Consider the following 26,092-nt stretch of genomic DNA (forward strand, 5'->3'; position numbering starts at 1 on the left):
CCAACGGTGGCACATAAGAACCCTGATTCATCGGTCTAGGCGACCAATACGGCGTCAGCAGCTACCCGGCGTCATCGACCTCCTGCACCGGCTGCCCCTCGACTACCCGGACGCGGCATCCGCAGGGCGCCCGCAGATTCGGCTTCTCCAGCTTGAGCCGCGGAACCTCCTCGCGGTGCCTCGAATTCCATCCCGATGCGAGGTGCTCCACTGCCTACCCCGAATGGCCGGCGGACGGCTTGACCTCCAGGGTGCTGGAGGTTGCAAGCTCGCGATCATGAGCCAGACCGTCGAAGCACAGCCCCGAAGAAGCGTCCTCTGGAGTCGCGAACACCGCCTCGTCACCGTCGGCCTGTTGCTTGTGGTCACGCTGGTGGCCTTCGAAAACATGGGTGTCGCCACCGCGATGCCGACGCTGGTCGCCGAACTTCACGGGTTCGTCCTCTATTCCTGGCCATTCACCACGTTCCTTGTGGCCAGCGTCGTCGCCACCGTCTTGTCCGGACGACTAGGCGACCGCAGAGGGCCAGCACCAGCCCTCCTGATGGGCCCGGCGCTATTCGCCGCCGGGCTGGCCGTCGCAGGCGTCGCCACCACGATGCCGATGCTCCTAGCCGGCCGTGCGCTGCAGGGCTTCGGCTCGGGGTTTCTACTGGTGTCCGTCTCGCTGTTGATCGCCCTGACGTTCACCGACCGCGAACGTCCCGTCATCTATGCGGCAAACGCTGCTGCATGGGTCCTCCCCGCGGTCATCGGCCCGTCCGTCGCCGGATTGGTGACCGTGACAGTGGGCTGGCGATGGGTCTTCCTCGGGCTGCTTCCGCTGGTCGGGATCGGAGTTGTCCTCCTCTGCAAGATCACTCGCGGTTTGCCCGTCCATGTACCCCTGCAAGCTGGACGTCGCGCAGGCGTCATCGCCGCTGTTGTTGCTGCGCTCGGAGTCGCGGCCCTGAGCTGGGCTGCGCAACACCCATCGCCTGCCGCGCTCGCCTACGGGGCGGTGGGTCTTGTCGCGCTGGCCGTCGCATTGCGCAAGCTCCTGCCTGTCGGAACCATGACCTCTCGTCCCGGATTGCCCACCGTGGTCGCCTCTCGCGCGCTGCTCGCCGGCGCATATGCGGGCATGGAGGCGTATCTCCCGCTGACTATGACCGCTGTCCACGGCTACAGTCCCGCTCTCGCTGGCCTGCCGCTGACCATCACCGCGCTTGGCTGGTCCGCCGCATCGGCTCTCCAAGGCCGCTTCCTCGACTGGTCGCGGGAGGCATCGCTGCGCACGGGCTTCGCTCTCGTAGCGGTGGGTCTCGTCGGCTTCGGCTTTGTCGCCCAACCGTGGTTCCCCGCCTGGGTGGCCTTCGCTGTCTGCGCAGTCGGCGGCGCGGGGATGGGGATCGCGATGCCCGCCGTCTCGGTCCTCCTGCTGCGCTATTCGCCAGAGGGGGAGCGGGGGTTCAACACGTCCGCAATGCAGCTCGCCGACTGGGTTGGATCAGCGCTGCTCATCGGCCTCGGCGGGGTGCTCCTGGCCGCCGTAGCCTCCGCCGCCCAGCCTTCTGCCCCGATGGGACTGCTCAGTGTCGTCCTCGTTTTGCTCGCGCTGCTCGGCGTCCGGCTCACGAGCAGGTGGCCGAAACAGGTGTGACGTGCCACTCCGCGGCCTGGGGCGAGCTTCGTCACAGGCCGCATCGGTCTACCCTGATAGGGCGATGACCTATCTCGACCACGCGGCAACCACTCCGATGCTGCCCGAAGCCATTGCGGCTATGACTGAGGCTTTGTCCACCGTGGGCAACGCCTCCGCGCTGCATTCTTCTGGACGGCGAGCTCGGCGGGCCGTCGAGGAAGCACGCGAAGTGATCGCCGCCGCTTTGGGCGCGCGGCCGTCGGAAGTCATCTTCACCGGCGGTGGCACGGAGAGTGACAACCTCGCGGTCAAGGGCATCTTCTGGGCTCGAAACCGCGAGTACTCGGCCCGGCGTCGCATCCTTTGCAGCACGGTCGAGCATCACGCGGTCCTCGACACGGTCGAGTGGCTGGAGCAGCACTCCGGTGCCGAGATCACTTGGCTTGAGGTAGACGACCAGGGCCGGGTGTCGCCCGAAACGCTCCGTGCCGCGATTGATTCGGCACCGGAGACGGTTGCCTTGGCAACGGTGATGTGGGCGAACAACGAGGTCGGCACCGTCAATCCGGTCGCCGCTCTCGCCGAGGTCTGCAGCGAATACGCGATCCCCCTGCACACCGATGCCGTCCAGGCGGTCGGTGCAGTTCCCGTCGACTTCACCGCCTCCGGCGCAGCCGCACTCACGCTGACCGGCCACAAGCTTGGCGGCCCGTATGGCGTCGGCGCGCTTCTCCTCGACCGCGACACCTCGTGCGTCCCGGTCCTCCACGGCGGTGGCCAGGAACGGAGCGTTCGCTCGGGCACTCTCGATGTCCCAGCGATCGCCGGCTTCGCCGCTGCAGTGCAATCGGCGATCAACGGTCGCGCGGAGTACGCCGCCCGGGTCGAGAAGCTGCGTGACGAGCTCGTCGCCGCGGTCCTGCGCGAAGTCCCGGACGCGATTCTTAATGGTCGAGACGGTGAGCGTTTGCCGAGCCACGCTCACTTCACTTTCCCCGGCTGCGCGGGCGACAGCCTGCTGATGCTCTTGGACGCCAAGGGCATCGAGTGCTCCACCGGTTCGGCGTGCACCGCAGGTGTCGCGCAGCCAAGTCACGTCCTCCTGGCAATGGGGGCAGATGCAGCCGCAGCTCGCGGCTCGCTCCGATTCTCGCTTGGCCACACGTCGACGCTGGACGACGTGCATACCCTGGCCCGGGAGATCGGTGGCGTCGTCACCCGCGCCCGACAGGCAGGTCTCGCCGGCATGCGCAAGCAGACGCAGAAGCAAGAGGTGTAAAGCAATGCGGGTATTGGCTGCAATGAGCGGAGGAGTCGACTCGGCCGTCGCCGCTGCGCGAGCAGTCGACGCCGGCCACGACGTCGTCGGAGTGCACCTGGCGCTTTCGGCTCAACCTGGCACGCTGCGGACGGGTTCCCGTGGCTGCTGCACAATCGAGGACTCACACGACGCCCGCCGGGCCGCGGACATCCTCGGTATCCCGTTCTACATCTGGGATTTCGCGGAGCGCTTCACCGAAGAAGTCGTTGAGACGTTCGTCGGCGAGTACGCCGCCGGCCGCACGCCGAACCCTTGCGTGACGTGCAACGAGAAGATCAAGTTCGAGGCGCTGCTTGAGAAGGCGCTCGCACTTGGCTTCGACGCTGTTGCGACCGGCCACTATGCGCGCTTAGCGACCGTGGACGGCGAGCTGGAACTTCGCCGGAGCGCGGATGAAGGCAAGGACCAGTCGTACGTGCTGGCTTCACTGCAGCCAGAGCAGCTTCGCCACGCGATGTTTCCGCTGGGCGACTCCTGGAAGTCGGACGTGCGTGCCGAGGCGGAGCAGCGCGGGCTTTCCGTGGCACGGAAGCCGGACAGCCACGACATTTGCTTCATCCCGGACGGCGACACCAAGAAATTCTTGGAGAAGCGGCTCGGCGAGCGTCCCGGCGAACTCGTCGATGCGGAGACCGGTGCGGTGCTCGGGCGTCACACCGGCGTGCACGGATTCACCGTGGGCCAGCGGAAGGGCCTCGGTATTGATGCGCCGGCCGCCGACGGCCGACCTCGGTATGTCCTTTCGCTCGAACCTGTTTCGGGCACGGTGAAGGTCGGGTCGTCGGCGGACCTCGGCGTCCAGGCCATTGACGCGGACCGGGCGATCTGGCCGAGCGGACGAGCCTTGGACGGGCCGACCGAGTGCACCGTCCAGGTTCGTGCGCACGGAGGCATCGCCGATGCGGTCGCCGAAGTGGATGAAGACGGGCAAGTCTCCATCCAACTGCGCGAGCCGTTGCGCGGTGTCGCTCCGGGCCAGGTCGTTGTCCTTTATCGGCAAGACGACCAGGCGGGCGACCTTGTGCTCGGGAGCGCCAAGATCTCTGGTACGCGCTGACCTCCTTATGCGCCTAGGCGTTCCTCTTCAGGTTGGTCTGGCGTGGGCTGGGGATCGTGCAGTGGCGGAGGTGCGCTTTCAGCTTTCTCACCGGTCGGTGTCGTGATGATGAGCTTCCCGTCTTGCAGGACCTCGTAGCTCCAATCAGCGCGATTCTTAAGACGTCGGTGACGTAGGCAGTAGCTCAACGTCGAGTCTGCGTCCGTGGAATCGGGCCCGGTTGGTTCCGTCAGGCAGTTCTGTGCGGGCCGCGGGCAGCCGGGCTGTCGGCACTCACGATCGCGGATCCGCACGAACTCGTCCACGTCGAGGCTCGGCCGATACCGGAACTTGCCGACCTCGATCACTTGCCCGGTCAGCGGGTCAGTGATGACCCGACGGACGATTGTGTCGGGTCCAGTGGCGATATGGCGCGCGAGGGCGGCCGGGATATGACCGTGACTGGCTAATTCGGCGGGATTGTCGTTGAGACCCAGGTAGGTCTGCAGATCGACATAGAGATACACCTCAGTCTGCTCTGGCACGCCGCCTTTGCCGCTGAGCAAGAGATCGATCGCGACGTCAGCTCGCAGTTGGTCGAGGGTTCGCTTCTCATCGCCCGTCTTGAGCGATCGAGCGATCTTGTCGACGCGGAGGTAGGCCGCTGTGGCTTTGTCGGTTGAGGTGTTGTCGACTGAGATCCGCGAGATGCCTTCGCTCTGATGCTGCAGGATGACCCGGCGCTCGGCTTTCCGCTGAGCCAGTCGGTCCATCGCGCCGTCTGGGTCGATTTTCGTTGCAGCGTAAGCGGTTGCCTTGCGGACTTGGGTTGGATTCTTGTCCTCTAGCCGGTGTTCGAGCAGGTAGTCGACCATTCTTGCATGGCGGTCGGACAGCTGGCTCGTGCCGTCGGTGACCTTCATGGCGCGATAAAGGTCGAACTTGCCCTCGTCCATCAGCCGGAAGGTCCGAGGCAGGCGTTGGGCCAGAGCTTCGGCAGCGGCGATCATCGCTCCGGCTCGGGTATCGGTGATGTGCAAGGCAAGCGCGAACTCGCACGCCAGCTCGTGCGGGTCTGATCTTCGTCTTCGTATGCCTGCCATGCAATGCAGCTGCAACGCCTGCAAGCGGGCGATCTGGCGGTTCGCGTCCTTCACGGCTGCCATCAGCTGGTCTGCCTGCAGGCGATCGAAAAGAGCGAGGTTCGCGTGCATGGTGCGAAGCAGGAAGGCGAGGTCTGCGGTTTCGGTGGTCTTGTTGGTCTGATCGGCGTGGTCCGCCGGAGTGCTCGACGTGCTCATGATCGTCACGATACGCATTGACCCGAGCACTGTCAGCTAAATTGCACGAAGGGACCCATCGTGCGATCGCTTGGCTTTTGCGTGACAACTCTGGCACGGTGAATGGCGGGTGATCGATCGCGTGGACGGCCGAAGCTGCGTGAAGGAGGTGATCAGAGATGCAGCTTGAAACCCGTGTGACTCGCGACGAAGCCCAATCGTTCGTAGAAGCGGTGCGCTGCTGTCCTCGTTGCGTCCGAGGTGAGTTGGACTAGGTTGCAGCCACGTTGCCGCGATTCGTTGATGGCCCACTGCACGAGCTGTGCGCCCAAGCCCGAGCTGCGGTGCTCGCGGTGTACGCGCACAGCTTCTATTTGCCCGCGAAGGGCCCCACGCCGTGCGAGGCCTGGGATGATCGTGAGCTGAAGTGTGGCTATCGGTCGATCGTTTGATGTTGCGACGACCAGCAGCTGATTTGGGTCCGCAGCAATGGCTTTGAACGCTTGCAGGTAGGGCTCAAGGTCGGCCGGCGAGTCGCGGGTCGCGCCAAGTTGGTCGTCCGCAAGCATCTGGACGATTGCTTCGACATCGTCGGGGCGAGCTCGTCTGACAGTGATAGGAGGCACGGCGGATCAGTATTCCATCGGATGTGTAATGGACGGTTGTCCGCTACGTGGCCTTGTAGCGGCGAATGCCGTCGACGTCTTCGGCTGCGAGCTTGTTCTGTGAGACGAGGAGATCAAGGTGCGCGCCAGTCTCGAGGACGGCGAGCATCTGATTGAAGGCGTCCATTTCGGACAGTTTGCGGCCGCGGCGAGTCCAGCCGAGGCGGTTGGCAGCTTCAAAAGCGGTGCTTGTTCCGGCTTCGATCTGAGCTGCCATCGTCTCGAGACGTTGCCGGTGGTGTTCGAGAAGCTCGTCGATCCGGGCATGCACGCTGTCGGTGACTGGGCCATGAGCCGGCAGCATGCGCCGGTCCGGCATGTCGCGAACCAGACGGAGGGAGTCGAGATAGTCGTTCAGCGGCAACTCAGCCGGAACCGGCTGGAAGCCGATCGACGGAGTGATGTGCGGGAGCACGTGGTCGCCGGAGAACAAAAGGTTGGCTGCGCCGTCTACGAAAACCACATGCCCGTTGGTGTGTCCTGGGGTGTGGACCACGTCGAACTCACGGTCTGGCAGCACTGCTCGCCGGCCGGGCGTCAGCCATTCGTCCGGCTCTTCCCAGAGATTCGCCTCGGTGTGGCGAGGTTCCGAACCGAACAGCTTGCTGAGCGCCGTGATGACCTCTTGTCCGCCGCTGAGGCGGAGGAGGTCGAGTTGGGCTTGCATGGGGAACTGGTTCGGGTTGGCGCTCGCGTCGAGAGAAGGCTGCTCGAGCTTGCCGAGGGCGATCCGGTTGCCGAACTCGCGCCGAAGCGCGACTGCCTGCGTGTAGTGGTCCCGGTGGACATGGGTGATGAGGAACTCTCGAACATCGCCGAGCTCGGCGTCGATCGCCTTGAGTGCGTCGGCCAGTAACTGGCGAGATTCTGTGAGGGCCCACCCCGAGTCGACGAGCACGAGGTTCGTGCCGTCGGTGACTGCGTAGACGTTGACCGCGCGCAAGGCGTCATTCGGCAGCGGCAAGGGGATCCGGTAGACGCCCGAGGCCACTTCGTAGACCCCGGGATCGGCCCAGTTCGAGTTACTGCCTTCGGGCAACGGCTCCACGGCGACCTCCGTCCAGGCGGGACCTCGGCGTCCCGGACTTTCCTTACATTGGGCCGTATTCCGGTCGCTGTCCACCTGGCGGCGCTGAGACGCCGGTCACGTGGTCAGCCGCGTTGTGCGGTGAGCGCGATGTCGATGGTCAACGTTGTCGCGACGAGTACGCTGGCCAGCGGCTCGGGGACCTGCAGCGGGATCTCAACGAGACAGGCGTTGCCGCTGATCGGCGAAGGCTCTGGCGACGGGTGTCCGACGTGGGCGACTTCGGTGCCGGCCGGGTCCTCGACGGTGACTTCCCATCGGTGCCTGCCACTGGCGACGACCCTGGCGATTGCCTTGCTTTCGGCACGCAGCGTGAAACGGACGCTGCCTGCGTTGGTCGGGATGATTTCGCCGATCGGCGTCCCGTCCGCGCGGGTGACCACGAAGCGGGCCAGCGGGTCCTTCGATGGTTTCTCCACCTTGAGGACAGTGCTCTGATTCGCGTCGCGGACCTCGAACCTGAGGCTGACGTACTGGTCAGATTTCCACAGGAGCTGAATGATTTTGCGCAGGAAGCTGGGGGTGGTGACAGCAACTCCGCCAATGCGGAGGCCCTGGCGGTCGAACACGCCGTACTCCTGGCCGGCGGCAGTCGGCCTTGCCTCCCGGCTGACGTAAAGGACCGCCTCGGTGAAGAGAGTCCGCTCAAAAGAGCGGCCTGAAGCCCGGCGGTACGGTGCTCCGGGCATAGTGCCCCGCTGCGGCTCCCGGGCGGATGCGTCACCGGGTGTTTTGCCGGGCGGTGGCGGGGCGGAGCTGGTCATGACGATCCAGACTAACGCGGTGACCGCGAATTCGGTGCAGGCAAAGGGATATGCGGCGAATGTCCGGCTAATGCCGCGCGGTCGGGTGAAGCTTGTCCGAAGGGGCGGTGCGGACTGCGGCCGCCCGTTCCGCGACAATCCGGCCTGTGACTGAACGACCTTGGCCCGCGGGCGCGGCGACGGGAATCGGGTCCATGCCGGGGACCGATCCCGTCGAGGCCGCTGCCGTCGTGTTCGGAGAGCTTCCCGGCTTCCCGTATGTGCCCGAATTGCCAGCTCGCGGCGTCGGTGCCGACCTGCTCGGCCGGACCGCGGCGTTGCTGGTGGACCTCGCGGTCGAGGTCGTGCCCAGTGGTTACCGCGTCGCCGGGCGGCCCGGTCACGACCATCGTCGTGGGCGTGACCTGCTCCAATGGGACCTCGATGCCGTCCAAGCCGCCCGCGAGAACGCTGGTGCGCCAGCTGTCCTCAAGACCCAGATCGCCGGGCCGTGGACGCTTGGTGCAGGGATCGAGCTCGCCCGAGGACATCGGGTGCTCACTGACCGCGGGGCGTTGCGGGACTTCACCTCGTCGCTGCTCGACGGGCTCTCTCAGTACGTCGCGGAGCTGACCGCGAGGACCGGCGCGCCGGTGGTCGTGCAGCTCGACGAGCCGTCGTTGCCTGCTGTTCTCGCCGGAAAACTGTCTACTCCGTCGGGATACGGCAACGTCCCCGCAGTGCCTGAGCCTGAGGTTCGGGAGCTGCTCGCGACGACAATTGAACGGATCGGAACGATGACCGGGCAGCCAGTGGTCGTCCACTGCTGCGCTCCGCGTCCGCCGATCGCGCTTTTCCGCGCCGCAGGTGCTGGGGCCGTCGCGTTCGACATCAGCATGCTCGCCGGGGCGTCCGCCGAGCTCCTGGACGAGATTGGCGAGGCTTGGGACAGCGGTGTTTCGTTCTTCCTGGGCCTAGTACCGGCCACCGACCCGGCGATGGCTCCGGCGTTGAAGGACCTCGCGTCGCCGGCGCTCAGGCTCGTGGACCGGCTGGGCTTCAACCGTTCGATACTGGCCGAACGCGCTGTTCCGACTCCTGCGTGCGGCCTGGCCGGTGCCACGAACGAGTGGATGCGCCGGGCGCTTGCTCTTAGTCGCGACCTGGGCAAAGGGTTTGTGGAGCCGCCCGAGAACTGGTGATTCCGCGGACGTCCTGCTGCAGTGCCGCGTACCGTGGCTGGTGAAGAGAAACAACCGGGGGAAATTCCGAATCATGCGTTTGTTCCGTCGTCGCCGCTCGGAAGCCGACACCGCGGCCGCGCCGCCAGATCCCCGTACGCCATGGCCTGAGCAGCAGGTGCCGTCCGACGCTGCTGCCGCGGCGGTTGCGTTCTGGGAAGGGTGGTACGACCTTCTGCCCGAGGTCAGTGCTGCGCTGGGCGAGGGCGAGCCGCATCGCGTCGAGCACGATCTGTGTGTGCTGGTCGAGACGCTGCATCCGCGGCTGCACTTTTCGCTTGAGCGTGGCCGGATGGCGATCTACGCGTTGGTCGTCAGCGGGCAGGAAGACCCGGAGCTGCACCCGTACACCGACGCGTGGAAAGCGGCTGGACCGCCTGACGACGCGATCTGGGAGTACCACGATTCGGTGCCCCCGGTCCCGGATCCGACCGAGGTGACGGTGAACCTGGGCGAGCATCGCATCTCGCTGGCTGACGTCCGGGTTGTCGCGCAGGTGGACGACGGCGTGGTTGACGTTGCGGTCCATCACCCCGCGTTCGCGGAGCTGGACGAGGCTGCGCGCACCACGATGACGTTCCTGCCGCTCGACGCGACGCTGGGCGAGCGTCTGGCCGCTGAGCGGCTGGGTCGGGTCGAGACCGCCGATGCCGCGCCGGAAGGCACGATCGATCTTCTGGAGTTCCGGGAGCTGGTCCGCGGGCTGACGGAGCAACCGGACGAAAGTGTCGGTGCCTCCGACTAAGCTCACCACCTGTGAGCAGCACCGACCTTCCCCAGGACCAGGTGGCCGTGGAGGCCGCCCAGGACGTGACCGACGTGCCGGCCGACGTGCGCGAGCGGCACGGCGCGCTTGCCGAGGAGATCCGCGGCCATCAGTTCCGGTACTACGTGCTGGACTCGCCGATCGTCTCCGACGGTCAGTTCGACGCACTCCTCGGCGACCTCCAGGAGATCGAGGACGAGTATCCGGCGCTGGTCACGCCTGATTCGCCGACCCAGAACGTCGGCGGCACGTTCTCCACCGAGTTCACTGCGCACGACCACCTCGAGCGCATGCTGAGCCTGGACAACGTGTTCGACACCGACGAGTTCCTCACCTGGGTCGAGCGCGTCGAGAAGGAAATCGGGGCCACGGAGTACCTGGCCGAGCTGAAGATCGACGGCCTGGCCATCAACCTGCTCTACGAAAACGGCAAGCTCACCAGGGGGCTTACCCGCGGCGACGGGCGCACGGGCGAGGACGTCACGCTGAACATCCGTACCCTCGATCAGGTGCCGGACGAGCTCACCGGCACCGACGAGTTCCCCGTGCCGAAGCTCGTTGAGGTGCGCGGCGAGGTCTACTTCCGCGTCGAGGACTTCCTCGAGCTCAACGCGAAGATGGTCGAGGCGGGCAAACTGCCGTACGCGAACCCGCGCAACACAGCTGCCGGGTCGCTGAGGCAGAAGGACCCGAAGATCACCAGGGAGCGCCGGCTCCGCCTGATCTGTCACGGTCTCGGCAAGCGGAACGGCTTCGAGCCGGTCACGCAGTCGCATGCCTACGACGCGCTGGCTGCCTGGGGGTTGCCGGTGTCGCCGCACACGCGAGTGCTGCGGACCGGCAAGGAACTCACCGATCACATCGCCTATTGGGGTGAACATCGGCACGACGCCGAGCACGAGATCGATGGCGTCGTCATCAAAGTCGACCAGGTCTCGTTGCAGCGCCGCCTCGGCACCACATCACGCGCGCCTCGGTGGGCGATCGCTTACAAATATCCGCCGGAAGAAGCGATCACGACGTTGCTCGACATCCAGGTCGGCGTGGGGCGCACGGGACGGGTCACGCCGTTCGCTGTCACCGAGCCGGTCAAGGTCGCGGGCTCGACGGTCGCGCGCGCGACGCTGCACAACCAGGAAGAGGTCAAGCGCAAGGGCGTGCTGATCGGCGATCGGATCGTGATCCGCAAGGCCGGCGAGGTGATTCCCGAGGTGCTCGGTCCCGTCGTCGACGCGCGGACCGGCGACGAGTGCGAATTCGTGATGCCCACCGAATGTCCGGAGTGCGGCACGGAACTCGCCTACCAAAAGGAAGGCGACAAGGACATCCGGTGCCCGAACACCCGGTTCTGTCCTGCGCAGCTGCGGGAACGGCTGTTCCACCTCGCCGGGCGCGGTGCGTTCGACATCGAGGTGCTCGGGTACGAGGCGGCGGTCGCGCTGCTGGACGCCAGGGTGGTCGCCGACGAGGGCGATGTGTTCGACCTCAACGAGGAGTCGCTCGCCGAGGTGGAGTTGTTCCGTACCAAGGCAGGCGACCTGTCGGCGAACGCGCGGAAGCTCCTGGCGAACCTCGATTCGGCGAAGGATCGTCCGCTGTGGAAGGTAATTGTCGCGCTGTCGATCCGGCATGTCGGGCCGACCGCGGCGCAGGCGCTTGCGCGGGAATTCGGTTCGCTGCAACAGATTGAAGACGCGAGCGAGGAGGAACTCGCGGACGTCGACGGCGTCGGACCGACTATCGCGCACGCGGTGCAGGAGTGGTTCGAGGTCGGCTGGCACCGGGAAATCGTCGAAAAATGGCGACGGTCCGGTGTTCGGATGGAGGAGGAGCGCGACGAGTCCATCCCGCGGAATCTCGAAGGACTGTCGATCGTGGTGACCGGCTCGCTCGACGGGTTTTCCCGCGATGAGGCGAAAGAAGTCATCATGGCGCGCGGTGGCAAGGCCGCGGGATCTGTGTCGAAGAAAACGGCTTTCGTCGTCGTGGGCGACGCGCCTGGGTCGAAGTACGAGAAGGCTGTGCAGTTGAAGGTGCCGGTGCTGGACGAGAACGGGTTCCGCGCGTTGCTGGAGCGCGGTCCGGAAGCGGCTGCGGAACTGGCGCTCGACACCGGTGCGGACGAGGAAGCTGAGGGCGGCGATGAGTGACGTGGAGATCCGCCCGGCGCGGCGGGAGGAATTCGACGCGCTCGGCGAGGTGACCGTCGAGGCTTACCGGATCGAGGGATTCTTCGATACCGATGCCGCGTACGAGGCGAAGCTTCGGGACGTCTCGGGGCGGGCGCAGCACGCTGAGTTGTTGGTCGCGGTCGATCCGGACGGTCAGGTCGTGGGGTCGGTCGCGATTGTCCAGCCGGGGAGCAAGCTCTCCGAGATTTCGCAGCCGGGGGGGTTGGAGTTCCGCATGCTCGCGGTCTCGGCGGCTGCGCGCGGGCGAGGGGTCGGCGAGGCACTTACTCAGGCTGTGCTGGCCCGGGGCCGGGAGCTCGGCGTTGACCGGGTGGTGCTGAGCAGCCTCGACGTGATGCGGAAGGCGCACCGACTCTACGAACGGATCGGTTTCCGGCGGTTGCCGGGGCGGGACTGGCATCCGCATCCGGGGGTCAACCTGATCGCGTACGAGTACGGCTTCTGAGGTCTCGTTTTCGCAGTTCAGAGACTTTGCCGTTTTTTGGCGAAAGCGTTGGGCGGGGTTCATCGACGGTATTCGCCGTTGAGCGGCGACGGTTTGATGAGCCTCGTCCCGGCTTCGCTGGGTGCGGTCGAATGCTTGGCGTGCCTGGCTGTGAGCATCGGCCCGGTGTGAACGATCACGACTGTCGTCGGTGGACGAGTATACCTGTTAGGCGAGTTTCGACCGGCTATGAGCTGTAACGTGTAGATGTCTGGCTTCGACTCAAGCTGTCACGCGTGAAGTACCGACTCGTATCGAGGAAGCGTGATCATGGCGAAGTTCGTTCAAGCCACCGTTCCGGTCGTTGGCGTTGCCGCTTTTCTTGCCGTTGCGTGCAACGCTGCATCCCGGCCTGGTGACACCTCAACGACGGTCACGACCCAGACCGTGACTGCGACGGCAACCGAGTCCGCGACGGCGACTGTGAGTGCGCCGATTAGTACCGCGCGGCCGACGACGATCAAAGTCCCTGACGTGTCGGGCATGAACCATCAGGACGCGCAGGACGCCATGCAGGCGGCTGGGCTGTACAACTTGCGAGAGGTCGATTCGTCCGGGAAGAAGCGGATGATGATCATCGACCGGAACTGGTGTCAGACCGGGCAGGATCCCAAGCCCGGTGCCGTGGTTTCCGCTGGCACAGTCGTCACGCTCTATGCCGACAAGTGCTGATTGTCGCCGTCCGGCAAACCGAAGGAAACCGGCAGTCGTTGCCGGGCAGGTTCCCCTTTTCGGGGGAGATTGTCTGCACTTGAGGACAGCGGCGCACGAGTGGATCCGCATGCAACGAACGGTTGAGCCAGCTCCGAGCTGCTTCCAACGGCGACCCGAACAGTCGAGTGCTGACCTCTGAAATGCCGAATTGACCAAACATCCAAGGCCGCACGCTTTTAGGACAGCTGACCCAAGCCTTGGATCAGCCGTCCAGAACCACCGCGACGATCCCAGCGAAATGTGCCAGCCGAGCGACCTCCGCGGCGCGGAAGTTAGGCCCGCCCGGCCGCGCGACAAGCATCGCCTTCCCCGGCTTGCCCAGCGGAGTGGCGGCCAGCTCGGTGCCGAGCTCCTTCCACGTCTCCGGAACCCAGGAGTCCTCGCCGTCCAGGACAGTCGCGCGCTCCAGCGGCAGCCAAGGCAAGTCCGTGAACGGGTTCTCCGGAGCCGCACTCGACGAAGCCAATCGACGAGGCCCCGATTCCGAATGTTCGACGATCACCGCCCACCCGGCGCGGATGATCTTCGGCACACCTTCGGCGAGCAAGTCCAGCCCAGCCTTCGGCTGTGCGGCGATCTCCTCGACCAGCTCCAGCTCGCGATGGGTATCGAGGATGCCCGCGTACGGCCGCACCGCGTCGACCTCGACGCCTTCCACGCTCTCGGCCGCGGTGATCAACGCGTCCGGGAGCCGGCCCGACGGGAGTTCGACCACCAGGTCGTCGATCGCGAGCCCGCCGCCGCGTTCCACCACGTCCACGCTCAGGATGTCCGCCCCGACCGTGCCGAGCGCGGTCGCGACCGCGCCGAGAGTGCCGGGGGAGTCCGGTAGCTGGACCCGGATCAGGAACGACACCACGCGCCCCTCTCGCCTCAGGCGCCCCAGCCCTGTCGTGGGACGCGCTTGCCGGGCGCCGATTGTGACAGACCGGGTACCCGCGGGGGCCCGCTGTCCGGCAAGCGAGACGCCCTGCCCGGCGCCCGCGGCCCGATAACCCGGTCGAACCGTCCGACGCCGTCACCATAGACTTGCAGCTTCCGAGAGCACCCGCACAGCACACCCCGGGAGTCACCCGCGTGCCCAACATTTCCCGAGACGAGGTCGCACACCTCGCCAGGCTGGCCAGGCTGGCCGTGACCGACGACGAGCTGGACGTTTTCGCCGGCCAGCTCGACCAGATCCTGGACTCGGTGGCGAAGGTCAGCGAAGTCGCCGCGGAGGACGTCCCGCCGACCTCGCACGCCGTGCCGCTGACGAACGTCTTCCGCGAGGACACCGTTCGGCCCAGCCTCGAGCAGCAGGACGTGCTGGCCGCAGCGCCAGCCGCCGAGGAAGGCCGGTTCCGGGTGCCGCGGATCCTGGGAGAAGAACAGTGAGCGAACTCGTCAAGCTGACCGCCGCCGAGCTGGCGGCGAAGATCCACACGCGCGAGGTGTCCGCGGTCGAGGTCGCGCAGGCGCACCTGGACCGCATCGCCGCGGTGGACGACCACGTGCACGCGTTCCTGCACGTCGACACCGAAGGCGCGCTCGGCGCGGCCAAGGCTGTCGACGAGCAGTTGGCCGGGGGCGAGCAGCCGGCGTCGCCGCTGGCGGGCGTCCCGCTGGCGCTGAAGGACGTGCTGACCACGAAGGGCGTGCCGACGACCTGCGGGTCCCGCACGCTTGAGGGCTGGCTGCCGCCGTACGACGCGACTGTCACGCGCAAGCTGCGCGAAGCCGGTGTCGTGATCCTCGGCAAGACGAACATGGACGAGTTCGCGATGGGCTCCTCCACGGAGAACTCCGCGTACGGCCCGACGCACAACCCGTGGGACCACGCGCGCATCCCGGGCGGTTCTGGCGGTGGCTCCTCGGCGGCGATTTCGGCGTTCGAGGCGGCTCTCGCCATCGGTACGGACACTGGCGGCTCGATCCGCCAGCCGGGGTCTGTCACCGGCACTGTGGGCGTGAAGCCGACGTACGGCGGAGTGTCGCGCTACGGCCTCGTGGCGTTCTCGTCTTCGCTCGACCAGGCCGGGCCGTGCGCGCGTACGGTGCTTGACGCCGCACTGCTGCACGAAGCGATCGCTGGTTACGACCCGATGGACTCGACGTCCATCAACGCACCGGTGCCGCCGGTTGTCGCTGCGGCGCGCGAAGGCGCGAAGGGCGACCTGACCGGCGTACGCGTCGGCGTCGTGAAGGAGTTCGCCGGCGACGGCTACCAGCCAGGCGTGCTGCGGTCGTTCGAGGCGGCCGTGGAGCAGCTTCGCGCTCTCGGTGCCGATGTGGTCGAAGTTTCGTGCCCGCACTTCACGTACGCGCTGCCTGCGTACTACCTGATCGCGCCGAGCGAAGCGTCGTCGAACCTCGCGCGCTTCGACGCGATGCGGTACGGCCTGCGCGTCTCTGACGACGGCGAGCACAGTGCCGAAGAAGTCATGTCGCTGACGCGCGAGAAGGGCTTCGGCGCTGAAGTGAAGCGTCGCATCATGCTCGGCACGTACGCGCTTTCGTCGGGCTACTACGACGCGTACTACGGCTCCGCGCAGAAGGTGCGCACGCTCATCACGCGCGACTTCACGCAGGCCTTCGAGAAGGTCGACGTGCTCGTGTCGCCGACGACGCCGACCACGGCGTTCAAGCTCGGCGAGCGCGTGGACGACCCGATGGCGATGTACCTCGCCGACCTGTGCACCATCCCGTCGAACCTCGCGGGCAACGCCGCCATGAGCGTCCCGAGCGGACTGTCCGACGAGGACGGGCTGCCGGTCGGCCTGCAGATCATGGCCCCCGCGCTCGCCGACGACCGGCTGTACCGCGTCGGCGCCGCGTACGAGGCCGCGCGCGACGCCGCTGCCGGCGGCTCGCTCGTGCACCAGGCTCCGGAGCTGGGAGGAACGAAGTGACTGCCGTGGCCGAGTTGATGGACTACGCCGAGGTTCTCGAGCGGTTCGACCCGGTGCTCGGGCTCGAGGTCCACGTGGAGCTCAGCACGAACACCAAGATGTTCTGCGGCTGCGTCAACGAGTTCGGCGGCGAGCCGAACACCAAGACGTGCCCGACCTGCCTCGGCCTGCCCGGATCGCTGCCCGCCGTGAACGGCAAGGCGGTCGAGGGCGCGATCCGGATCGGTCTCGCGCTCAACTGCGAGATCGCGGAGTGGTGCCGGTTCGCCCGGAAGAACTACTTCTACCCGGACATGCCGAAGAACTTCCAGACGTCGCAGTACGATGAGCCGATCGCGTTCGACGGCTATCTCGACGTGACGCTGGACGACGGCGAGGTCGTGCGCGTCGAGATCGAGCGCGCGCACATGGAGGAGGACACCGGCAAGTCGCTGCACATCGGCGGCGCGACCGGTCGGATCCACGGCGCCGAGCACTCGCTGCTCGACTACAACCGCGCTGGCGTGCCGCTGATCGAGATCGTCACCAAGCCGATCACCGGCACCGGCGAGCGGGCGCCCGAGGTGGCGCGCGCATACGTCACCGCGTTGCGCGATCTGCTGCGGGCGCTCGACGTCTCCGACGTCCGCATGGACCAGGGCTCGCTGCGCTGCGACGCGAACGTGTCGCTCATGGCCAAGGACGCCACGGAATTCGGCACGCGCACGGAGACGAAGAACGTCAACTCGCTGCGCAGTGTCGAGCGCGCGGTGCGGTACGAGATGACGCGCCAGGCGGCGATTCTCGCCGAGGGCGGATCGATCCGGCAGGAGACGCGGCACTTCCAGGAGGCCGACGGCACCACGTCGTCCGGGCGCGCCAAGGAAACCGCGGAGGACTACCGGTACTTCCCGGAGCCCGACCTCGTGCCGATCGCGCCCTCGCGCGAGTGGGTCGAGGAGCTGCGCGCGACTCTGCCGGAGATGCCGTGGGAGCGGCGCAAGCGGATCCAGGACGAGTGGAAGCTCTCCGACGAAGCGCTGCGCGACCTGCTGAATGTCGGTGCCGTCGACCTCGTCGCGGCGACGGTCGAGGCCGGCGCGACGCCGGACGAGGCCCGCGGCTGGTGGGTCAACACGCTGGCGCAGGAAGCGAACACGCGCGAGGTCGAGCTGAGCGAGTTGGCGATCACGCCGGCGCAGGTCGCCGAGGTGATCGGGCTCGTGTCCTCCGGTGAGCTGACGAACAAGCTCGCCAAGGAGGTCGTGCAGGGCGTTCTCGCGGGCGAGGGTTCGCCGCGCGAGGTCGTCGAGAAGCGCGGTCTGAAGGTCGTCTCCGACGATTCGGCGCTGCTCACCGCTGTCGACGAAGCCCTGGCCGCGCAGCCGGACATCGCCGACAAGATCCGCGGCGGCAAGGTCGCCGCGGCGGGCGCGATCGTTGGCGCGGTCATGAAGGCGACCAAGGGCCAGGCCGACGCCAAGCGCGTGCGCGAGCTGATCATCGAGCGCGTCGGTTCCTGAGTGGCTTTCTCGCTCCGACGCGTCACCTGGCGCGAGTGGCGCACTGGCTCTGACCTGCGGGAACGCAGATTGGCACTTGTGGGAGCGGAGAGTAGTTTCTAGGACTGTTGTTGCTGGTCAGACGGCGTTCGCGTCGTCTGACTTGGTAACGGTTCGGAGCGTCTGGTTGCGGCGGTCGGTCCCACGGTCCGTCCCACGCGGTCCCACGGCCTTCGGGGGCTGCCGTTCGCCGAGCGCCGCGAGCGTTTTCGCGATCGCCTCCGGTGACTCCTGGACGTAGTCGGCCAGCTCCTCGAGGTCGGCGTGGCCCATGATCCGTTGTACGGAGAATGGGTCCGCGCCGCCCGTGACAGCCCGTGTCGCGAACCCGCGGCGCACGCCGTACCCGCTCTTGCTCTCGATCTCGGCCTCGTCCGATGCTCGGCGCATCCACGCGCTGAGCATGTTCGCGTTGACGGGCTTTCCGAGCGTGTTCACGAACAGCAACGCATGGCGGCACTCCGTGCCGTCCAGGTGTTCAACACCACACCCGGCGGTGAGGTCGCGGCCCTTGGTGTGGCGGTCGACGATCTTCATCGCGACCGTGGTCAACGGCACCCAGCGAACGTCGCCGTCCTTCGGGTAACCCCGAATGACCTTGCGCCGGGTGAGGTACACCTCAGCCACGAGAGCCCGCCGTCGCTTGCGGTCAATCCGGTGCACGTGGAGGCCGGCGAGTTCGTTGGGGCGCATCCCGACTTCCAGGCCGAACTCGACCATGTCGGCATAGAACGTGGTCTTCGGGTTACCGTGAGATCGCATCGCGGTCGAGTCCTCGACGCTGACGTACGACTTCGCCTTCTTCCTCAGCGTCGGAAGCTCGATCTTGAAGCACGGGCTTGTGTCCAGGATCTCGTCGTCGACCGCCTTGTTCATGCTGATCCGGAACACCGAGAAGATCTTGTGTATGTATCCCGGCGACATCCCGGGCCGCTCCTTCAACTCGGTCGCGACCCACTTCTTCACCGCCTTCCGACTGATCCGGTTCAGCGGTGTCTCGGCCCACTGGGGGATCAGCCATTTACTCGCGATGTTGGCTTCCTTCGACGGAGTGTCCGACGGCAGCTTCGCGCGTTCCTCGCTCAACTCCTCCCACCAGTCGCCCCACAGCGTGCTCGGCGGCAGCGTCCCGTCCTTCGCCTGCGCGGTGCGCTTCGCCTTCGCCTGAGCGTCCACTGCGGCGTCGAACGCGTCCTGCTTGCGATCGAACGTCCCGGGGACGCGCTGTCTCTCGCCCTCAGCGTCCCGGTACAGGCCGCGGTATCTACCGCTCGGGAGCTTCTCCGTGCTCGGCATCTCCAACTTCCTTCTTGTATAGTTCCAGCAATTCGGCCTTCGCTCGAAGTTTTGAATATTGAAACTCCGCACGCCTCATATATGCCCGAGCTTCTGTCGATCGGTCGCGCGCATGCATGGCTTTGCTGCGGAGGGCATCGACCTCGTGTTCATCGCGTCGTGAGTGAAATGCCTGGTTCATATCGTTATGGGCTGCTGCTGCGGCGTCTTCCGTGGCCCGCATTTCTTGGGCTGCCTTAGCAAGTGTCATGGCGGCATCTGCAACATCTGACGTGATATCTGGATGCTCTATCTCGACGATGGCCCCGTCGACCATGCTGCGGAGCCATCGCAGGCCATCAAGGTCGAGTTTATGCAGCAGTTCGCGAACGCCGTATTTTCTGGCAGCTTCGACGGTGGCGTGACCAGTAATCCCCGCCTCGGTCGTGACTTCGGGTTCATCGGCACCGCTGATCGAGTAGACTCCCGACTCTTGCATGCCTAGTCCGGTCGTTCCCCGCGCATGCACTATTCTATTTCGCGCCTGGTTAGGGTCTGGCGCAGCGGCGCTTGATAAATCTTTCGGCGCAGAGGGAACGATAGGAGAGTCATATTTAAGCAACTCCTCCTCTCCTATGGAAAACAGTTCGGGAAGTAGGTCCTTTAGGTCGCTATTGTTCTCGTCCACGAAGTCGTAAAGAATTCCTTCGCGCGGTCCCTGTAGGAGTGTCAAGGCTGCGCCACGCGGCCACGACAGTGCGTTGTCGAGAGAAAATAGTGTTTTGGGGCGATAAGATCCGGATTGGCCTTTCTCGATAGTTCGCAGGCTTGCAATCGATGGCCCGCCGTGCTTCTCGGCCACGTCCTCCTGTGTGATCCCGAGTTGTTCTCGTCGCGCGAAGGCTATGCGGCCGAGTAGCTCGGCGCCTGGGACGAGCTCCTCCCGGCTCAGCTCCTCGACGCGGTCCTGATCGCTGCCCACGGCAGGTCTCCGTCTCGTAGTGGTTGGGAACTTCTCGGTACACCAGTGAACACTATCGCCCCTCAACTTGGCTACATTTCTGCCATGTTGGCGCTCAACGTGCATCCAGCGGCAGGCATTTACCGCCAAGTTGAGGAATCTCTGGGGCCATATGGTTGCACCTGATCGCTAACTTGCGTACTGTCTGCGACGCACCCCGATGATTGGTTGGCGAAGGAGAGGCCAAGTGGCCGAGGCGAAACCCCTGAGCGTGGCTGTGGCGTCGAAGTACGCCGACTACCACCCGAAGACGCTGCTCAGAGCCCTGCGCGCTGGAGACCTGCGCGGTTACCAGAGGAGCGCCAACTGCAAATGGCGGATCTACCAGGAGGACCTTGACGCCTGGATTCGCGGTGAACGCCCTACGAAGCGCCGGAAGACGGCGTGATCGCCATGACCACGACCGAGAAGAAGGACCACCCGACCGCGAACTTGGCGGCTCAGGTCGGGCGGCCCCTGACGACGAACCTGCAGGAGACCCGCATGCTCATCGACGGCAAAAATACCGCATTACCACCTGAGCGGCTTAGTGGTGATTCCGCGCAGCCGACCACCGAGACGGACTGGGCGAAGATCGACGCGGCCTTCGTTCACGTCCCGTGGTGCTCGTACCCGCAGGGCGGCGCGCATTGCTGTGCATCCGATGAGCCGTACGTCGCGGGGCTTGCGACTGTCGAGGGCGCGACCGTGACCAGGCCGCCTCTGGCGTCCGTGGTCGCGTGGATGGACGAGGAGACCGCGCGCCTGAGTGTCAGTTTGCACTTGACGTGTGAGGAAACCCGGTACGGCGACGACGGCTCGAACTTCGATGTGGGTGCCAACTTCGACCCGGCGTCGGCTCGTGCGCTGGCCGCGCAGCTGATCCGCAGCGCCGAACTGGTCGAGGAGGAGAGCGTCGCCCGGGTGGCGTCAGGCCGCTGTCCGGTGAGCACGTTGACGGGCATGGGCAACGGCACTCCCGCGGCGGTCCAACTCGAGCAGTTGCGCGCCTTCCTCGACGAGCGGCACGCCGCCGAAGCTGCCGCCGAGGAGATGCCCAAGTGAACGAGCCGACTCAGCAGTTCTTCCAGGGCTTGACGGTCGCAACCCCCTCGACGACCGTCACCCCGCCCGTGTTCACGGTGGACCGGCTGCAGCAGCTGATGACCGCAATTTCCGCCGGGCTGCGCGCGGGAACTCTCACGCCCGGCGATGCCGCCGACCGGATCGAGGCGACGGTCGCCTCGTTCGCAGAGCAGCGTGCGGCCGCGACTGCCCGGCTCATGGCCGAGGTCACCGCAAACGCCGAAGGCAAGGTGTCGGCGGACCCGATGATCACCTCGGCGCGCGCCGCGCGATTGGTCGAGCCCCACACCGGCAACCAGCGCGGCCGGATCCTCGCGTTCGTCGTCGAGGCCGACGCGGGCAGCACCGACTTCGAGATCGAGCGCGACCTGCGGATCATGGGCAACTCGGTGAGGCCCCGCCGCCTGGAACTGATCGAAGGCGGCTACCTCGCCGATTCGGGCGCGACCCGGCAGCACCGCGGATCCGAGTGGGTCGTGTGGACCGCGACCGACGCGGGCCGAGCGTGGTACGCGCGCACTCGGGGAGGTGCAGCGTGAGCCTGCTGACCGCGCTCGTCTGGCTCGCTGGCGCGTTCGGCGTCGGTCTCTTCCTCGGGTTGGCCTGGCGTCCGGCCCGCCCCTCCCGCGTGTCCCGAAAGGACGGTCGAGCGTGAGCTACCTCGAAGAAGTTCCGTTTGCCCAGCGAACGCTGGAAAAGGTGCGCGAGCACTACCACGCTGCCTATCCGCTGCTGGCTGCGTACGACGCAGCGGTGGCCGAGTTCAACGGCGTGGTCTCGATCCACAAGCCGGCAACCGGCGGTCTCAGCGATCGGCAGGTAGCCCGGATCGCGCTGGAGCGGATCGGTTTGCCTCCGCGCACCACGCTCGACCTCGCCGCCGCGGTGGCACTCGTCGACCAGTTGCGTGACGAGATGGAACGTCAGTGCCCGCCGCCTTCGCCAGACCTCGCTCACGCTGTGGTGCACGCCGAGTTCCCGTGGGCGGGATGCGTGATCACGCCGGAAGTCTTCGCCGAAATGAGCGCCGACGAGCGCGCCGAGCACGTCGCGATGGTCGCCAATGAGGTGTGGTGCGCCACCCCGGACCCGGAGCGGATGCAGGTGCTGTTCGCGCAAGCTCTCGGCTACGCGCTCCCGGCGCTGTACTCGGCGATCGCCACGACACACGCGAACCAGGCGACCTCGTGACCGCGCTCGCCTGGTTCGCCGTCGTCGCGCCGCCCGCCTGCACGGCGCTCGGCATGGTCATCGGCCGCCGCTTCCCGAGCATGGCGGTACTGCGTCGCCATGACGCTGCGGTGCTCGTCGAGTTCGACAAGCAGCTCGCCGACCGTGCCCGCCGAATCCTCAACGACCGCAGCTGACCCACCGTGTGGGGCCGGGTTTCGGCTCGGTCCCACACGGGACCGTGAAAGGCACGACCCGTGGCACGTGAACAGGCCAACGTTCGGTTGTCCATCTGGACAGATCCCGATTTCCGCGCGCTCAGCGTCGAGGCGCAGCACCTCTACCTCCTCATCCTGACCTCGCCGACGCTCAGCTACGCCGGAGTGGCCGACTGGCGACCCAAGCGGATCGCGGCACTCGCGGCCGGCTGGGTCGCGGGCGCCGTCGAGACGGCCGCCGCCGAGCTGCAAGCCGCGCGGTACCTCATTGTCGACGAGGACACCGACGAAGCTCTCGTGCGCAGCTTTCTTCGCCACGACGGCCTGATGGCCCGCGAGTACATGGCGACCGCCGCCGCCAAGGCGTACGAGGGCGTCGCGTCCGCGCGCATCCGCGGCGTGATCGTCCACGAGCTGCTGCGGCTGCGCGCGGACGAACCAAGCCTTCTCGGGTGGAACTCGAAACGGCTCCTGGCTGTACTCAAAGACCCGTCGGTCGATCCGTCCGAAATGGACCCGCCAGAGGTACCCGCAATGCCATTCGACAAGGCATCGGCCGAGCCATTGCCGTTGCAGATTGCCGAGGCATCGGGAGAACAGCCCCCTACTACCTCTACTACTACCTCTACTACTTCTACCTCTACTAACTACGCCGATTCCGGCGACGCTCGCGCGTCCGAGACCAAGCCCGCGGCCTACTCCGAGAGCTTCGAAACCGCGTGGATCGCATATGGCCGCAAGGGCGGAAAACGCACCGCCTACGCGGAGTGGCAGCGTGCGATCAAGCGCGCGGATCCGGCAGCGATCACTCAGGCGATCCCCGCATACGTCGCCGCCACCGCCCGAGAGCCGAAGTACCGCAAGGACTTCGAACGCTGGCTCAAGGGCGACCTGTGGGAGTCCGCCGTCGTACCGGATCAGCCAGCCGCCAATGGCGGCCACCAAACCTTCCGCAACCCGGCCGACCAATCGGCCTACGACCAACCCCTGGGGTGACCCATGACGACCAACCAGCCCCGGCGACTCGCCGACACCCTCGCCGAATGGGAAAACCAGCAGCGCGCCCAATGGGAAGCCGCCGACACATCGCTCACTTTCGACGGGTGGAAGCAGCAGCAGCGCGCACAGCGCGAGATCGAAGCCGAAGCCCGCATCGCAGCCGAAGAACGCGCCGCGTCCGCGCGCCGCATCCGCGCTCACTTCGAGCGGAACGTGCCCTACCGGTACCTCGACGCCAGCACCGACCACCCGGACCTGCTCAGCTGGGCGACCTCGCTCGCCGAGACCAACGCCAGCAACGGCTACCTGCGCGGCCCGAGCATCCTGCTGGTCGGCCCGACCGGCGTCGGCAAGACCCACGCCGCGTTCGGCGCGCTCTACCGGTACGTCCAAGACGGCGGCCACTGCCGACCCGCCATCGTCACCGCCGCCGACCTCTACGCCCAACTCCGGCCCCGCCCCGGCCGCGACTCCGAGGAACTGTTCGAGCAGCACGCACGCGCGAACCTGCTGTTCGTCGACGACCTCGGCGCCGCGAAGTCCTCCGAGTGGGTCGAGGAGATCAACTACCGGCTCATCAACCACCGGTACGAACAGGAACTCCCGACCCTGATCACGAGCAACGTCCCGCCCGCCGAACTCGGCACGATCCTCGGCGACCGCGTCGCCTCCCGGCTCACCGAAATGTGCACCACCGTCGTCCTCAAAGGACACGACCGCCGGAGGGCAGCATGACCACACCCACCCGCGGCCAGATCGAAGCCGCCACCGTCCCGTGCACCATGCTCGACCGCGACGGCCAGCCCTGCGGCAAACCCGGACAGCTCGGCCTCCCCGCCGGGATCTGCCCCGAACACGCCGTCACCATCTACCGGGCCGTCGTCCGGATGATGGACAAGGCCGCCTGACGGCGGGGTCTCACCGAGAACCCCGCATGCGGTTGCGAGGCAGCACCGCCTCGCAACCGCATGCGGCTACGCCATCGCCGCCGTTGATCCACGCGTCCACAGCCGCCGACTTGACCTGCCATGTGCCGCGGCGCACTCGTTGATGCCCATGCAGTGCACCGGTCTTCATCGCCGTCGACACAGTCGCCCGGTGCCGCTTCGTCAGGCTTGCCGCCTCGGCAGTCGTCAGCCACACGTTCTGACCGGCCAAAGCCTCTTGCTCCGGTGCCGAGGCAACCGGCGGCGAGCCAGCTGTCGTGGACGCGTTGTCCGCTGCCTCCGGGCGGCCCGCCGCGTTCACGACCGCCATCACCAGGTCGGCGAACGCAGCTCCAAGCCGGTCGGCTGCAGCACGAACCTCGGGGTCCGGAAACCCCTGCTCGCGAGTCATCCAACCGTCCTACTCGGACAACGAACCAAGCGCTGTCCGAGCTGGCGCTGAGGGTGACCGGACTCGACTTGCCGCTGCCTCCTTGCCAACTCCTTACGCTGTAAAGTGATCGGCAAGGGTTGTTTCGGTAGGGAGGCAGCGTGCACGCATCCGAGGTTGTTGACCTGCTCGGCCACGTCGTCCGACGCGAAGCCGTCACCCGCAAACCGGGCGCGATCGGCACCAAATCCGGGTACGGCTCCCGACCGCCGATCGACCTCGCCGCGCTGGAGCTGCGTGACCGGCTCCGCTGGGCTGCCGGTTCCGAGTACCTCGACCTCGAGGCCGCGGCGCTGGAACGCATCGAGCGGCCGGCGCGTGTTCCTCTAGGCCTGTGCGCGTGCGGCACCCCGGTGTCGTGCGAGTTCGACCGCGTCGCCGCGCAATGCCCGGCGTGTGACGACTGGCTGAACCGGGCCGACTCGGTGCAGGCAGCGCAGGACTACGTCGAGTCGACGTGGCTCACGGCCTCCGAGGTCGAGCACGAGACGCGATCCTGGGGCGTGCCGGTGTCGGCGGGCCGGGTGCGGGTGTGGAGGCACCGTGGCCTGATCAGCGCGGACGACTGCGGCCGGTACCTGCTCGCTGACGTGCTGGCCGTGCTGGACCGCGTAGCGGGCTTTGACAGGAACCTGTCGGCTGCGTAGTCTCGCGCCAGACACGCCGTTGACAGGAACCTGTCGAAAGTTCGGCGTTTCACTTTGAGGGCGGAGCTGTCTCCGCTGAACCCCACCAGACCACAGGGTCGGTGGGGTTCTCTCGTTCTCCGGTCGAGCGCGGTGCGCGTGCCCACCGCACGTCTGCGCCGCGCTCCCGGATTCCTCGTGCGAAGGGCGGTGATCCGTCGTGCCCGACGCGGGCCAGAACCACGCGAACCGCGCCCAGCTTGCGGAGCGGCGCGCCGAGGCGTACCGGCTCAAGCTCCGCGGCCTGTCCGATCGCGCGGTGGGCGCGCAGCTCGGCGTGAGCCATACGACCGTGCAGAACTGGACCAAGGAGCAAGCCGACGAGGTCGTGCTGCCGCTCGCCGCGGAGTACCGGAAGGTCCAGCTGGAACGGCTCGGCGAGATGCGGCAGGCCGCGCTGCTGGTGCTGGAGCGCTTCCACTACACGGTTTCGCAAGGCCGGGTGATCAAGGACTTCGACGGTGAGCCGATCGAGGACGACGCGCCGCAGCTCGCTGCGATCGACCGGCTGCTCCGGATCGAGGAACGGATCGCGAAGCTGCTCGGCCTCGACGCGCCCACCCGCGCGGAAGTCGAGGCCCGCGTGGAGCCGAAGCCGGCTGAACTGCTGGATCTCATCACCCGTGCGAAGGATCAGCAGGAAGAAGACGAGGCTCGGCTAATCGGACGGCCGCTGGGATAGCTGGGGCAAGGCTG

At 66.6% G+C, this 26,092-nt stretch carries 29 protein-coding genes; 21 read left to right on the forward strand and 8 right to left on the reverse strand.

Annotated elements, in window-relative coordinates; all coding sequences use genetic code 11:
- Nucleotides 1-277 precede the first annotated feature (277 nt).
- The 3 genes from ACZ7SW_RS12935 (at nucleotide 278) to mnmA (ending at nucleotide 4,002) form a co-directional block, all read left to right on the forward strand.
- Nucleotides 278-1,642, forward strand: a complete 1,365-nt coding sequence (locus ACZ7SW_RS12935; RefSeq protein ID WP_470230582.1) for an MFS transporter — start codon at nucleotides 278-280, stop codon at nucleotides 1,640-1,642.
- A gap of 64 nt (nucleotides 1,643-1,706) precedes the next feature.
- On the forward strand, nucleotides 1,707-2,903 hold the full coding sequence (locus ACZ7SW_RS12940; protein ID WP_470230583.1) for a cysteine desulfurase family protein: 1,197 nt from the start codon (nucleotides 1,707-1,709) through the stop codon (nucleotides 2,901-2,903).
- Between the two features lie 4 nt (nucleotides 2,904-2,907).
- On the forward strand, nucleotides 2,908-4,002 hold the full coding sequence (gene mnmA / locus ACZ7SW_RS12945) for a tRNA 2-thiouridine(34) synthase MnmA (RefSeq protein WP_470230948.1): 1,095 nt from the start codon (nucleotides 2,908-2,910) through the stop codon (nucleotides 4,000-4,002).
- Nucleotides 4,003-4,007: 5 nt separating this feature from the next.
- On the opposite strand, the gene ACZ7SW_RS12950 is transcribed toward mnmA, so the two are convergent.
- The 4 genes from ACZ7SW_RS12950 to ACZ7SW_RS12965 all read right to left on the reverse strand — a co-directional run bounded on the left by ACZ7SW_RS12950 (nucleotide 4,008) and on the right by ACZ7SW_RS12965 (nucleotide 7,582).
- Complete coding sequence (locus ACZ7SW_RS12950; RefSeq protein WP_470230584.1) at nucleotides 4,008-5,282, reverse strand: DUF222 domain-containing protein; 1,275 nt, start codon at nucleotides 5,280-5,282, stop codon at nucleotides 4,008-4,010.
- A 152-nt stretch (nucleotides 5,283-5,434) separates the two neighbouring features.
- On the reverse strand, nucleotides 5,435-5,878 hold the full coding sequence (locus ACZ7SW_RS12955; RefSeq protein WP_470230949.1) for a GNAT family N-acetyltransferase: 444 nt from the start codon (nucleotides 5,876-5,878) through the stop codon (nucleotides 5,435-5,437).
- A gap of 52 nt (nucleotides 5,879-5,930) precedes the next feature.
- The gene (locus tag ACZ7SW_RS12960; RefSeq protein ID WP_470230585.1) at nucleotides 5,931-6,974 is read right to left on the reverse strand and encodes an MBL fold metallo-hydrolase; all 1,044 of its coding nucleotides are present in this window, start codon (nucleotides 6,972-6,974) and stop codon (nucleotides 5,931-5,933) included.
- A gap of 104 nt (nucleotides 6,975-7,078) precedes the next feature.
- Nucleotides 7,079-7,582 carry a hypothetical protein gene (locus ACZ7SW_RS12965; RefSeq protein WP_470230586.1) on the reverse strand — a complete coding sequence of 168 codons (504 nt, stop codon included), beginning with the start codon at nucleotides 7,580-7,582 and terminating at the stop codon, nucleotides 7,079-7,081.
- 341 nt (nucleotides 7,583-7,923) lie between these two features.
- Between ACZ7SW_RS12965 and ACZ7SW_RS12970 the strand changes: the two genes are divergently transcribed.
- The 5 genes from ACZ7SW_RS12970 to ACZ7SW_RS12990 all read left to right on the forward strand — a co-directional run bounded on the left by ACZ7SW_RS12970 (nucleotide 7,924) and on the right by ACZ7SW_RS12990 (nucleotide 13,111).
- A complete protein-coding gene (locus ACZ7SW_RS12970; protein ID WP_470230587.1) occupies nucleotides 7,924-8,958 on the forward strand; it encodes a uroporphyrinogen decarboxylase/cobalamine-independent methonine synthase family protein in 1,035 nt (344 codons plus the stop codon).
- A 73-nt stretch (nucleotides 8,959-9,031) separates the two neighbouring features.
- Nucleotides 9,032-9,742 (forward strand): hypothetical protein, encoded by a 711-nt coding sequence (locus ACZ7SW_RS12975; RefSeq protein ID WP_470230588.1) that lies wholly within the window; start codon nucleotides 9,032-9,034, stop codon nucleotides 9,740-9,742.
- 11 nt (nucleotides 9,743-9,753) lie between these two features.
- Nucleotides 9,754-11,913: an NAD-dependent DNA ligase LigA gene (gene ligA, locus ACZ7SW_RS12980; protein WP_470230589.1), complete on the forward strand. Its 2,160-nt coding sequence runs from the start codon at nucleotides 9,754-9,756 to the stop codon at nucleotides 11,911-11,913.
- Nucleotides 11,906-12,400, forward strand: a complete 495-nt coding sequence (locus ACZ7SW_RS12985; RefSeq protein ID WP_470230590.1) for a GNAT family N-acetyltransferase — start codon at nucleotides 11,906-11,908, stop codon at nucleotides 12,398-12,400. Before ligA ends, ACZ7SW_RS12985 begins: the two co-directional genes overlap by 8 nt.
- Nucleotides 12,401-12,709: 309 nt before the next feature.
- Nucleotides 12,710-13,111: a PASTA domain-containing protein gene (locus ACZ7SW_RS12990; RefSeq protein ID WP_470230591.1), complete on the forward strand. Its 402-nt coding sequence runs from the start codon at nucleotides 12,710-12,712 to the stop codon at nucleotides 13,109-13,111.
- A 244-nt stretch (nucleotides 13,112-13,355) separates the two neighbouring features.
- Here ACZ7SW_RS12990 and ACZ7SW_RS12995 read toward each other — a convergent pair whose 3' ends face one another.
- On the reverse strand, nucleotides 13,356-14,009 hold the full coding sequence (locus tag ACZ7SW_RS12995) for an ACT domain-containing protein (RefSeq protein WP_037367388.1): 654 nt from the start codon (nucleotides 14,007-14,009) through the stop codon (nucleotides 13,356-13,358).
- A gap of 221 nt (nucleotides 14,010-14,230) precedes the next feature.
- On the opposite strand from ACZ7SW_RS12995, the gene gatC reads away from it, so the two are divergent.
- The 3 genes from gatC to gatB are packed head-to-tail and all read left to right on the forward strand — an operon-like array spanning nucleotide 14,231 to nucleotide 17,546.
- Nucleotides 14,231-14,530: an Asp-tRNA(Asn)/Glu-tRNA(Gln) amidotransferase subunit GatC gene (gene gatC / locus ACZ7SW_RS13000; protein WP_470230592.1), complete on the forward strand. Its 300-nt coding sequence runs from the start codon at nucleotides 14,231-14,233 to the stop codon at nucleotides 14,528-14,530.
- On the forward strand, nucleotides 14,527-16,044 hold the full coding sequence (gene gatA, locus ACZ7SW_RS13005) for an Asp-tRNA(Asn)/Glu-tRNA(Gln) amidotransferase subunit GatA (RefSeq protein WP_470230593.1): 1,518 nt from the start codon (nucleotides 14,527-14,529) through the stop codon (nucleotides 16,042-16,044). Before gatC ends, gatA begins: the two co-directional genes overlap by 4 nt.
- Nucleotides 16,041-17,546, forward strand: coding sequence for an Asp-tRNA(Asn)/Glu-tRNA(Gln) amidotransferase subunit GatB (gatB, locus tag ACZ7SW_RS13010; RefSeq protein WP_470230594.1), 1,506 nt, complete (start codon nucleotides 16,041-16,043; stop codon nucleotides 17,544-17,546). The genes gatA and gatB overlap by 4 nt, the downstream gene beginning before the upstream one ends.
- Nucleotides 17,547-17,663: 117 nt before the next feature.
- Here gatB and ACZ7SW_RS13015 read toward each other — a convergent pair whose 3' ends face one another.
- Nucleotides 17,664-18,881: a tyrosine-type recombinase/integrase gene (locus ACZ7SW_RS13015; RefSeq protein WP_470230595.1), complete on the reverse strand. Its 1,218-nt coding sequence runs from the start codon at nucleotides 18,879-18,881 to the stop codon at nucleotides 17,664-17,666.
- Nucleotides 18,850-19,842, reverse strand: a complete 993-nt coding sequence (locus tag ACZ7SW_RS13020; RefSeq protein ID WP_470230596.1) for a hypothetical protein — start codon at nucleotides 19,840-19,842, stop codon at nucleotides 18,850-18,852. The genes ACZ7SW_RS13015 and ACZ7SW_RS13020 overlap by 32 nt, the downstream gene beginning before the upstream one ends.
- A gap of 226 nt (nucleotides 19,843-20,068) precedes the next feature.
- Between ACZ7SW_RS13020 and ACZ7SW_RS13025 the strand changes: the two genes are divergently transcribed.
- The 8 genes from ACZ7SW_RS13025 to ACZ7SW_RS13060 all read left to right on the forward strand — a co-directional run bounded on the left by ACZ7SW_RS13025 (nucleotide 20,069) and on the right by ACZ7SW_RS13060 (nucleotide 24,241).
- Nucleotides 20,069-20,269, forward strand: coding sequence for a helix-turn-helix domain-containing protein (locus ACZ7SW_RS13025; protein ID WP_470230597.1), 201 nt, complete (start codon nucleotides 20,069-20,071; stop codon nucleotides 20,267-20,269).
- Nucleotides 20,266-20,925, forward strand: coding sequence for a hypothetical protein (locus ACZ7SW_RS13030; protein ID WP_470230598.1), 660 nt, complete (start codon nucleotides 20,266-20,268; stop codon nucleotides 20,923-20,925). The genes ACZ7SW_RS13025 and ACZ7SW_RS13030 overlap by 4 nt, the downstream gene beginning before the upstream one ends.
- On the forward strand, nucleotides 20,922-21,485 hold the full coding sequence (locus ACZ7SW_RS13035; protein WP_470230599.1) for a hypothetical protein: 564 nt from the start codon (nucleotides 20,922-20,924) through the stop codon (nucleotides 21,483-21,485). Before ACZ7SW_RS13030 ends, ACZ7SW_RS13035 begins: the two co-directional genes overlap by 4 nt.
- Before the next feature lie 112 nt (nucleotides 21,486-21,597).
- Nucleotides 21,598-22,137, forward strand: coding sequence for a hypothetical protein (locus tag ACZ7SW_RS13040; RefSeq protein WP_470230600.1), 540 nt, complete (start codon nucleotides 21,598-21,600; stop codon nucleotides 22,135-22,137).
- Nucleotides 22,134-22,313, forward strand: a complete 180-nt coding sequence (locus tag ACZ7SW_RS13045) for a hypothetical protein (protein WP_470230601.1) — start codon at nucleotides 22,134-22,136, stop codon at nucleotides 22,311-22,313. The genes ACZ7SW_RS13040 and ACZ7SW_RS13045 overlap by 4 nt, the downstream gene beginning before the upstream one ends.
- Nucleotides 22,314-22,373: 60 nt before the next feature.
- Nucleotides 22,374-23,330 carry a hypothetical protein gene (locus tag ACZ7SW_RS13050; protein ID WP_470230602.1) on the forward strand — a complete coding sequence of 319 codons (957 nt, stop codon included), beginning with the start codon at nucleotides 22,374-22,376 and terminating at the stop codon, nucleotides 23,328-23,330.
- A 3-nt stretch (nucleotides 23,331-23,333) separates the two neighbouring features.
- Nucleotides 23,334-24,068 (forward strand): ATP-binding protein, encoded by a 735-nt coding sequence (locus ACZ7SW_RS13055; RefSeq protein ID WP_470230603.1) that lies wholly within the window; start codon nucleotides 23,334-23,336, stop codon nucleotides 24,066-24,068.
- Nucleotides 24,065-24,241 (forward strand): hypothetical protein, encoded by a 177-nt coding sequence (locus ACZ7SW_RS13060; protein WP_470230604.1) that lies wholly within the window; start codon nucleotides 24,065-24,067, stop codon nucleotides 24,239-24,241. The genes ACZ7SW_RS13055 and ACZ7SW_RS13060 overlap by 4 nt, the downstream gene beginning before the upstream one ends.
- Nucleotides 24,242-24,251: 10 nt before the next feature.
- On the opposite strand, the gene ACZ7SW_RS13065 is transcribed toward ACZ7SW_RS13060, so the two are convergent.
- A complete protein-coding gene (locus ACZ7SW_RS13065) occupies nucleotides 24,252-24,671 on the reverse strand; it encodes a helix-turn-helix domain-containing protein (RefSeq protein WP_470230605.1) in 420 nt (139 codons plus the stop codon).
- Between the two features lie 140 nt (nucleotides 24,672-24,811).
- On the opposite strand from ACZ7SW_RS13065, the gene ACZ7SW_RS13070 reads away from it, so the two are divergent.
- Complete coding sequence (locus ACZ7SW_RS13070) at nucleotides 24,812-25,357, forward strand: hypothetical protein (RefSeq protein WP_470230606.1); 546 nt, start codon at nucleotides 24,812-24,814, stop codon at nucleotides 25,355-25,357.
- A gap of 199 nt (nucleotides 25,358-25,556) precedes the next feature.
- Entirely contained in the window at nucleotides 25,557-26,078 is a 522-nt protein-coding gene (locus ACZ7SW_RS13075) for a helix-turn-helix domain-containing protein (RefSeq protein ID WP_470230607.1), read from the forward strand.
- Nucleotides 26,079-26,092 lie beyond the last annotated feature (14 nt).

Source organism: Amycolatopsis sp. NPDC114484, assembly GCF_055633755.1.

Coding starts and splice junctions, on each gene's coding strand:
- ACZ7SW_RS12935 (WP_470230582.1), top strand. CDS start 278: ATGAGCCAGACCGTCGAAGCACAGCCCCGAAGAAGCGTCCTCTGGAGT.
- ACZ7SW_RS12940 (WP_470230583.1), top strand. CDS start 1,707: ATGACCTATCTCGACCACGCGGCAACCACTCCGATGCTGCCCGAAGCC.
- mnmA (WP_470230948.1), top strand. CDS start 2,908: ATGCGGGTATTGGCTGCAATGAGCGGAGGAGTCGACTCGGCCGTCGCC.
- ACZ7SW_RS12950 (WP_470230584.1), bottom strand. CDS start 5,282: ATGAGCACGTCGAGCACTCCGGCGGACCACGCCGATCAGACCAACAAG.
- ACZ7SW_RS12975 (WP_470230588.1), top strand. CDS start 9,032: ATGCGTTTGTTCCGTCGTCGCCGCTCGGAAGCCGACACCGCGGCCGCG.
- ACZ7SW_RS12985 (WP_470230590.1), top strand. CDS start 11,906: ATGAGTGACGTGGAGATCCGCCCGGCGCGGCGGGAGGAATTCGACGCG.
- ACZ7SW_RS12990 (WP_470230591.1), top strand. CDS start 12,710: ATGGCGAAGTTCGTTCAAGCCACCGTTCCGGTCGTTGGCGTTGCCGCT.
- ACZ7SW_RS13015 (WP_470230595.1), bottom strand. CDS start 18,881: ATGCCGAGCACGGAGAAGCTCCCGAGCGGTAGATACCGCGGCCTGTAC.
- ACZ7SW_RS13055 (WP_470230603.1), top strand. CDS start 23,334: ATGACGACCAACCAGCCCCGGCGACTCGCCGACACCCTCGCCGAATGG.
- ACZ7SW_RS13060 (WP_470230604.1), top strand. CDS start 24,065: ATGACCACACCCACCCGCGGCCAGATCGAAGCCGCCACCGTCCCGTGC.
- ACZ7SW_RS13065 (WP_470230605.1), bottom strand. CDS start 24,671: ATGACTCGCGAGCAGGGGTTTCCGGACCCCGAGGTTCGTGCTGCAGCC.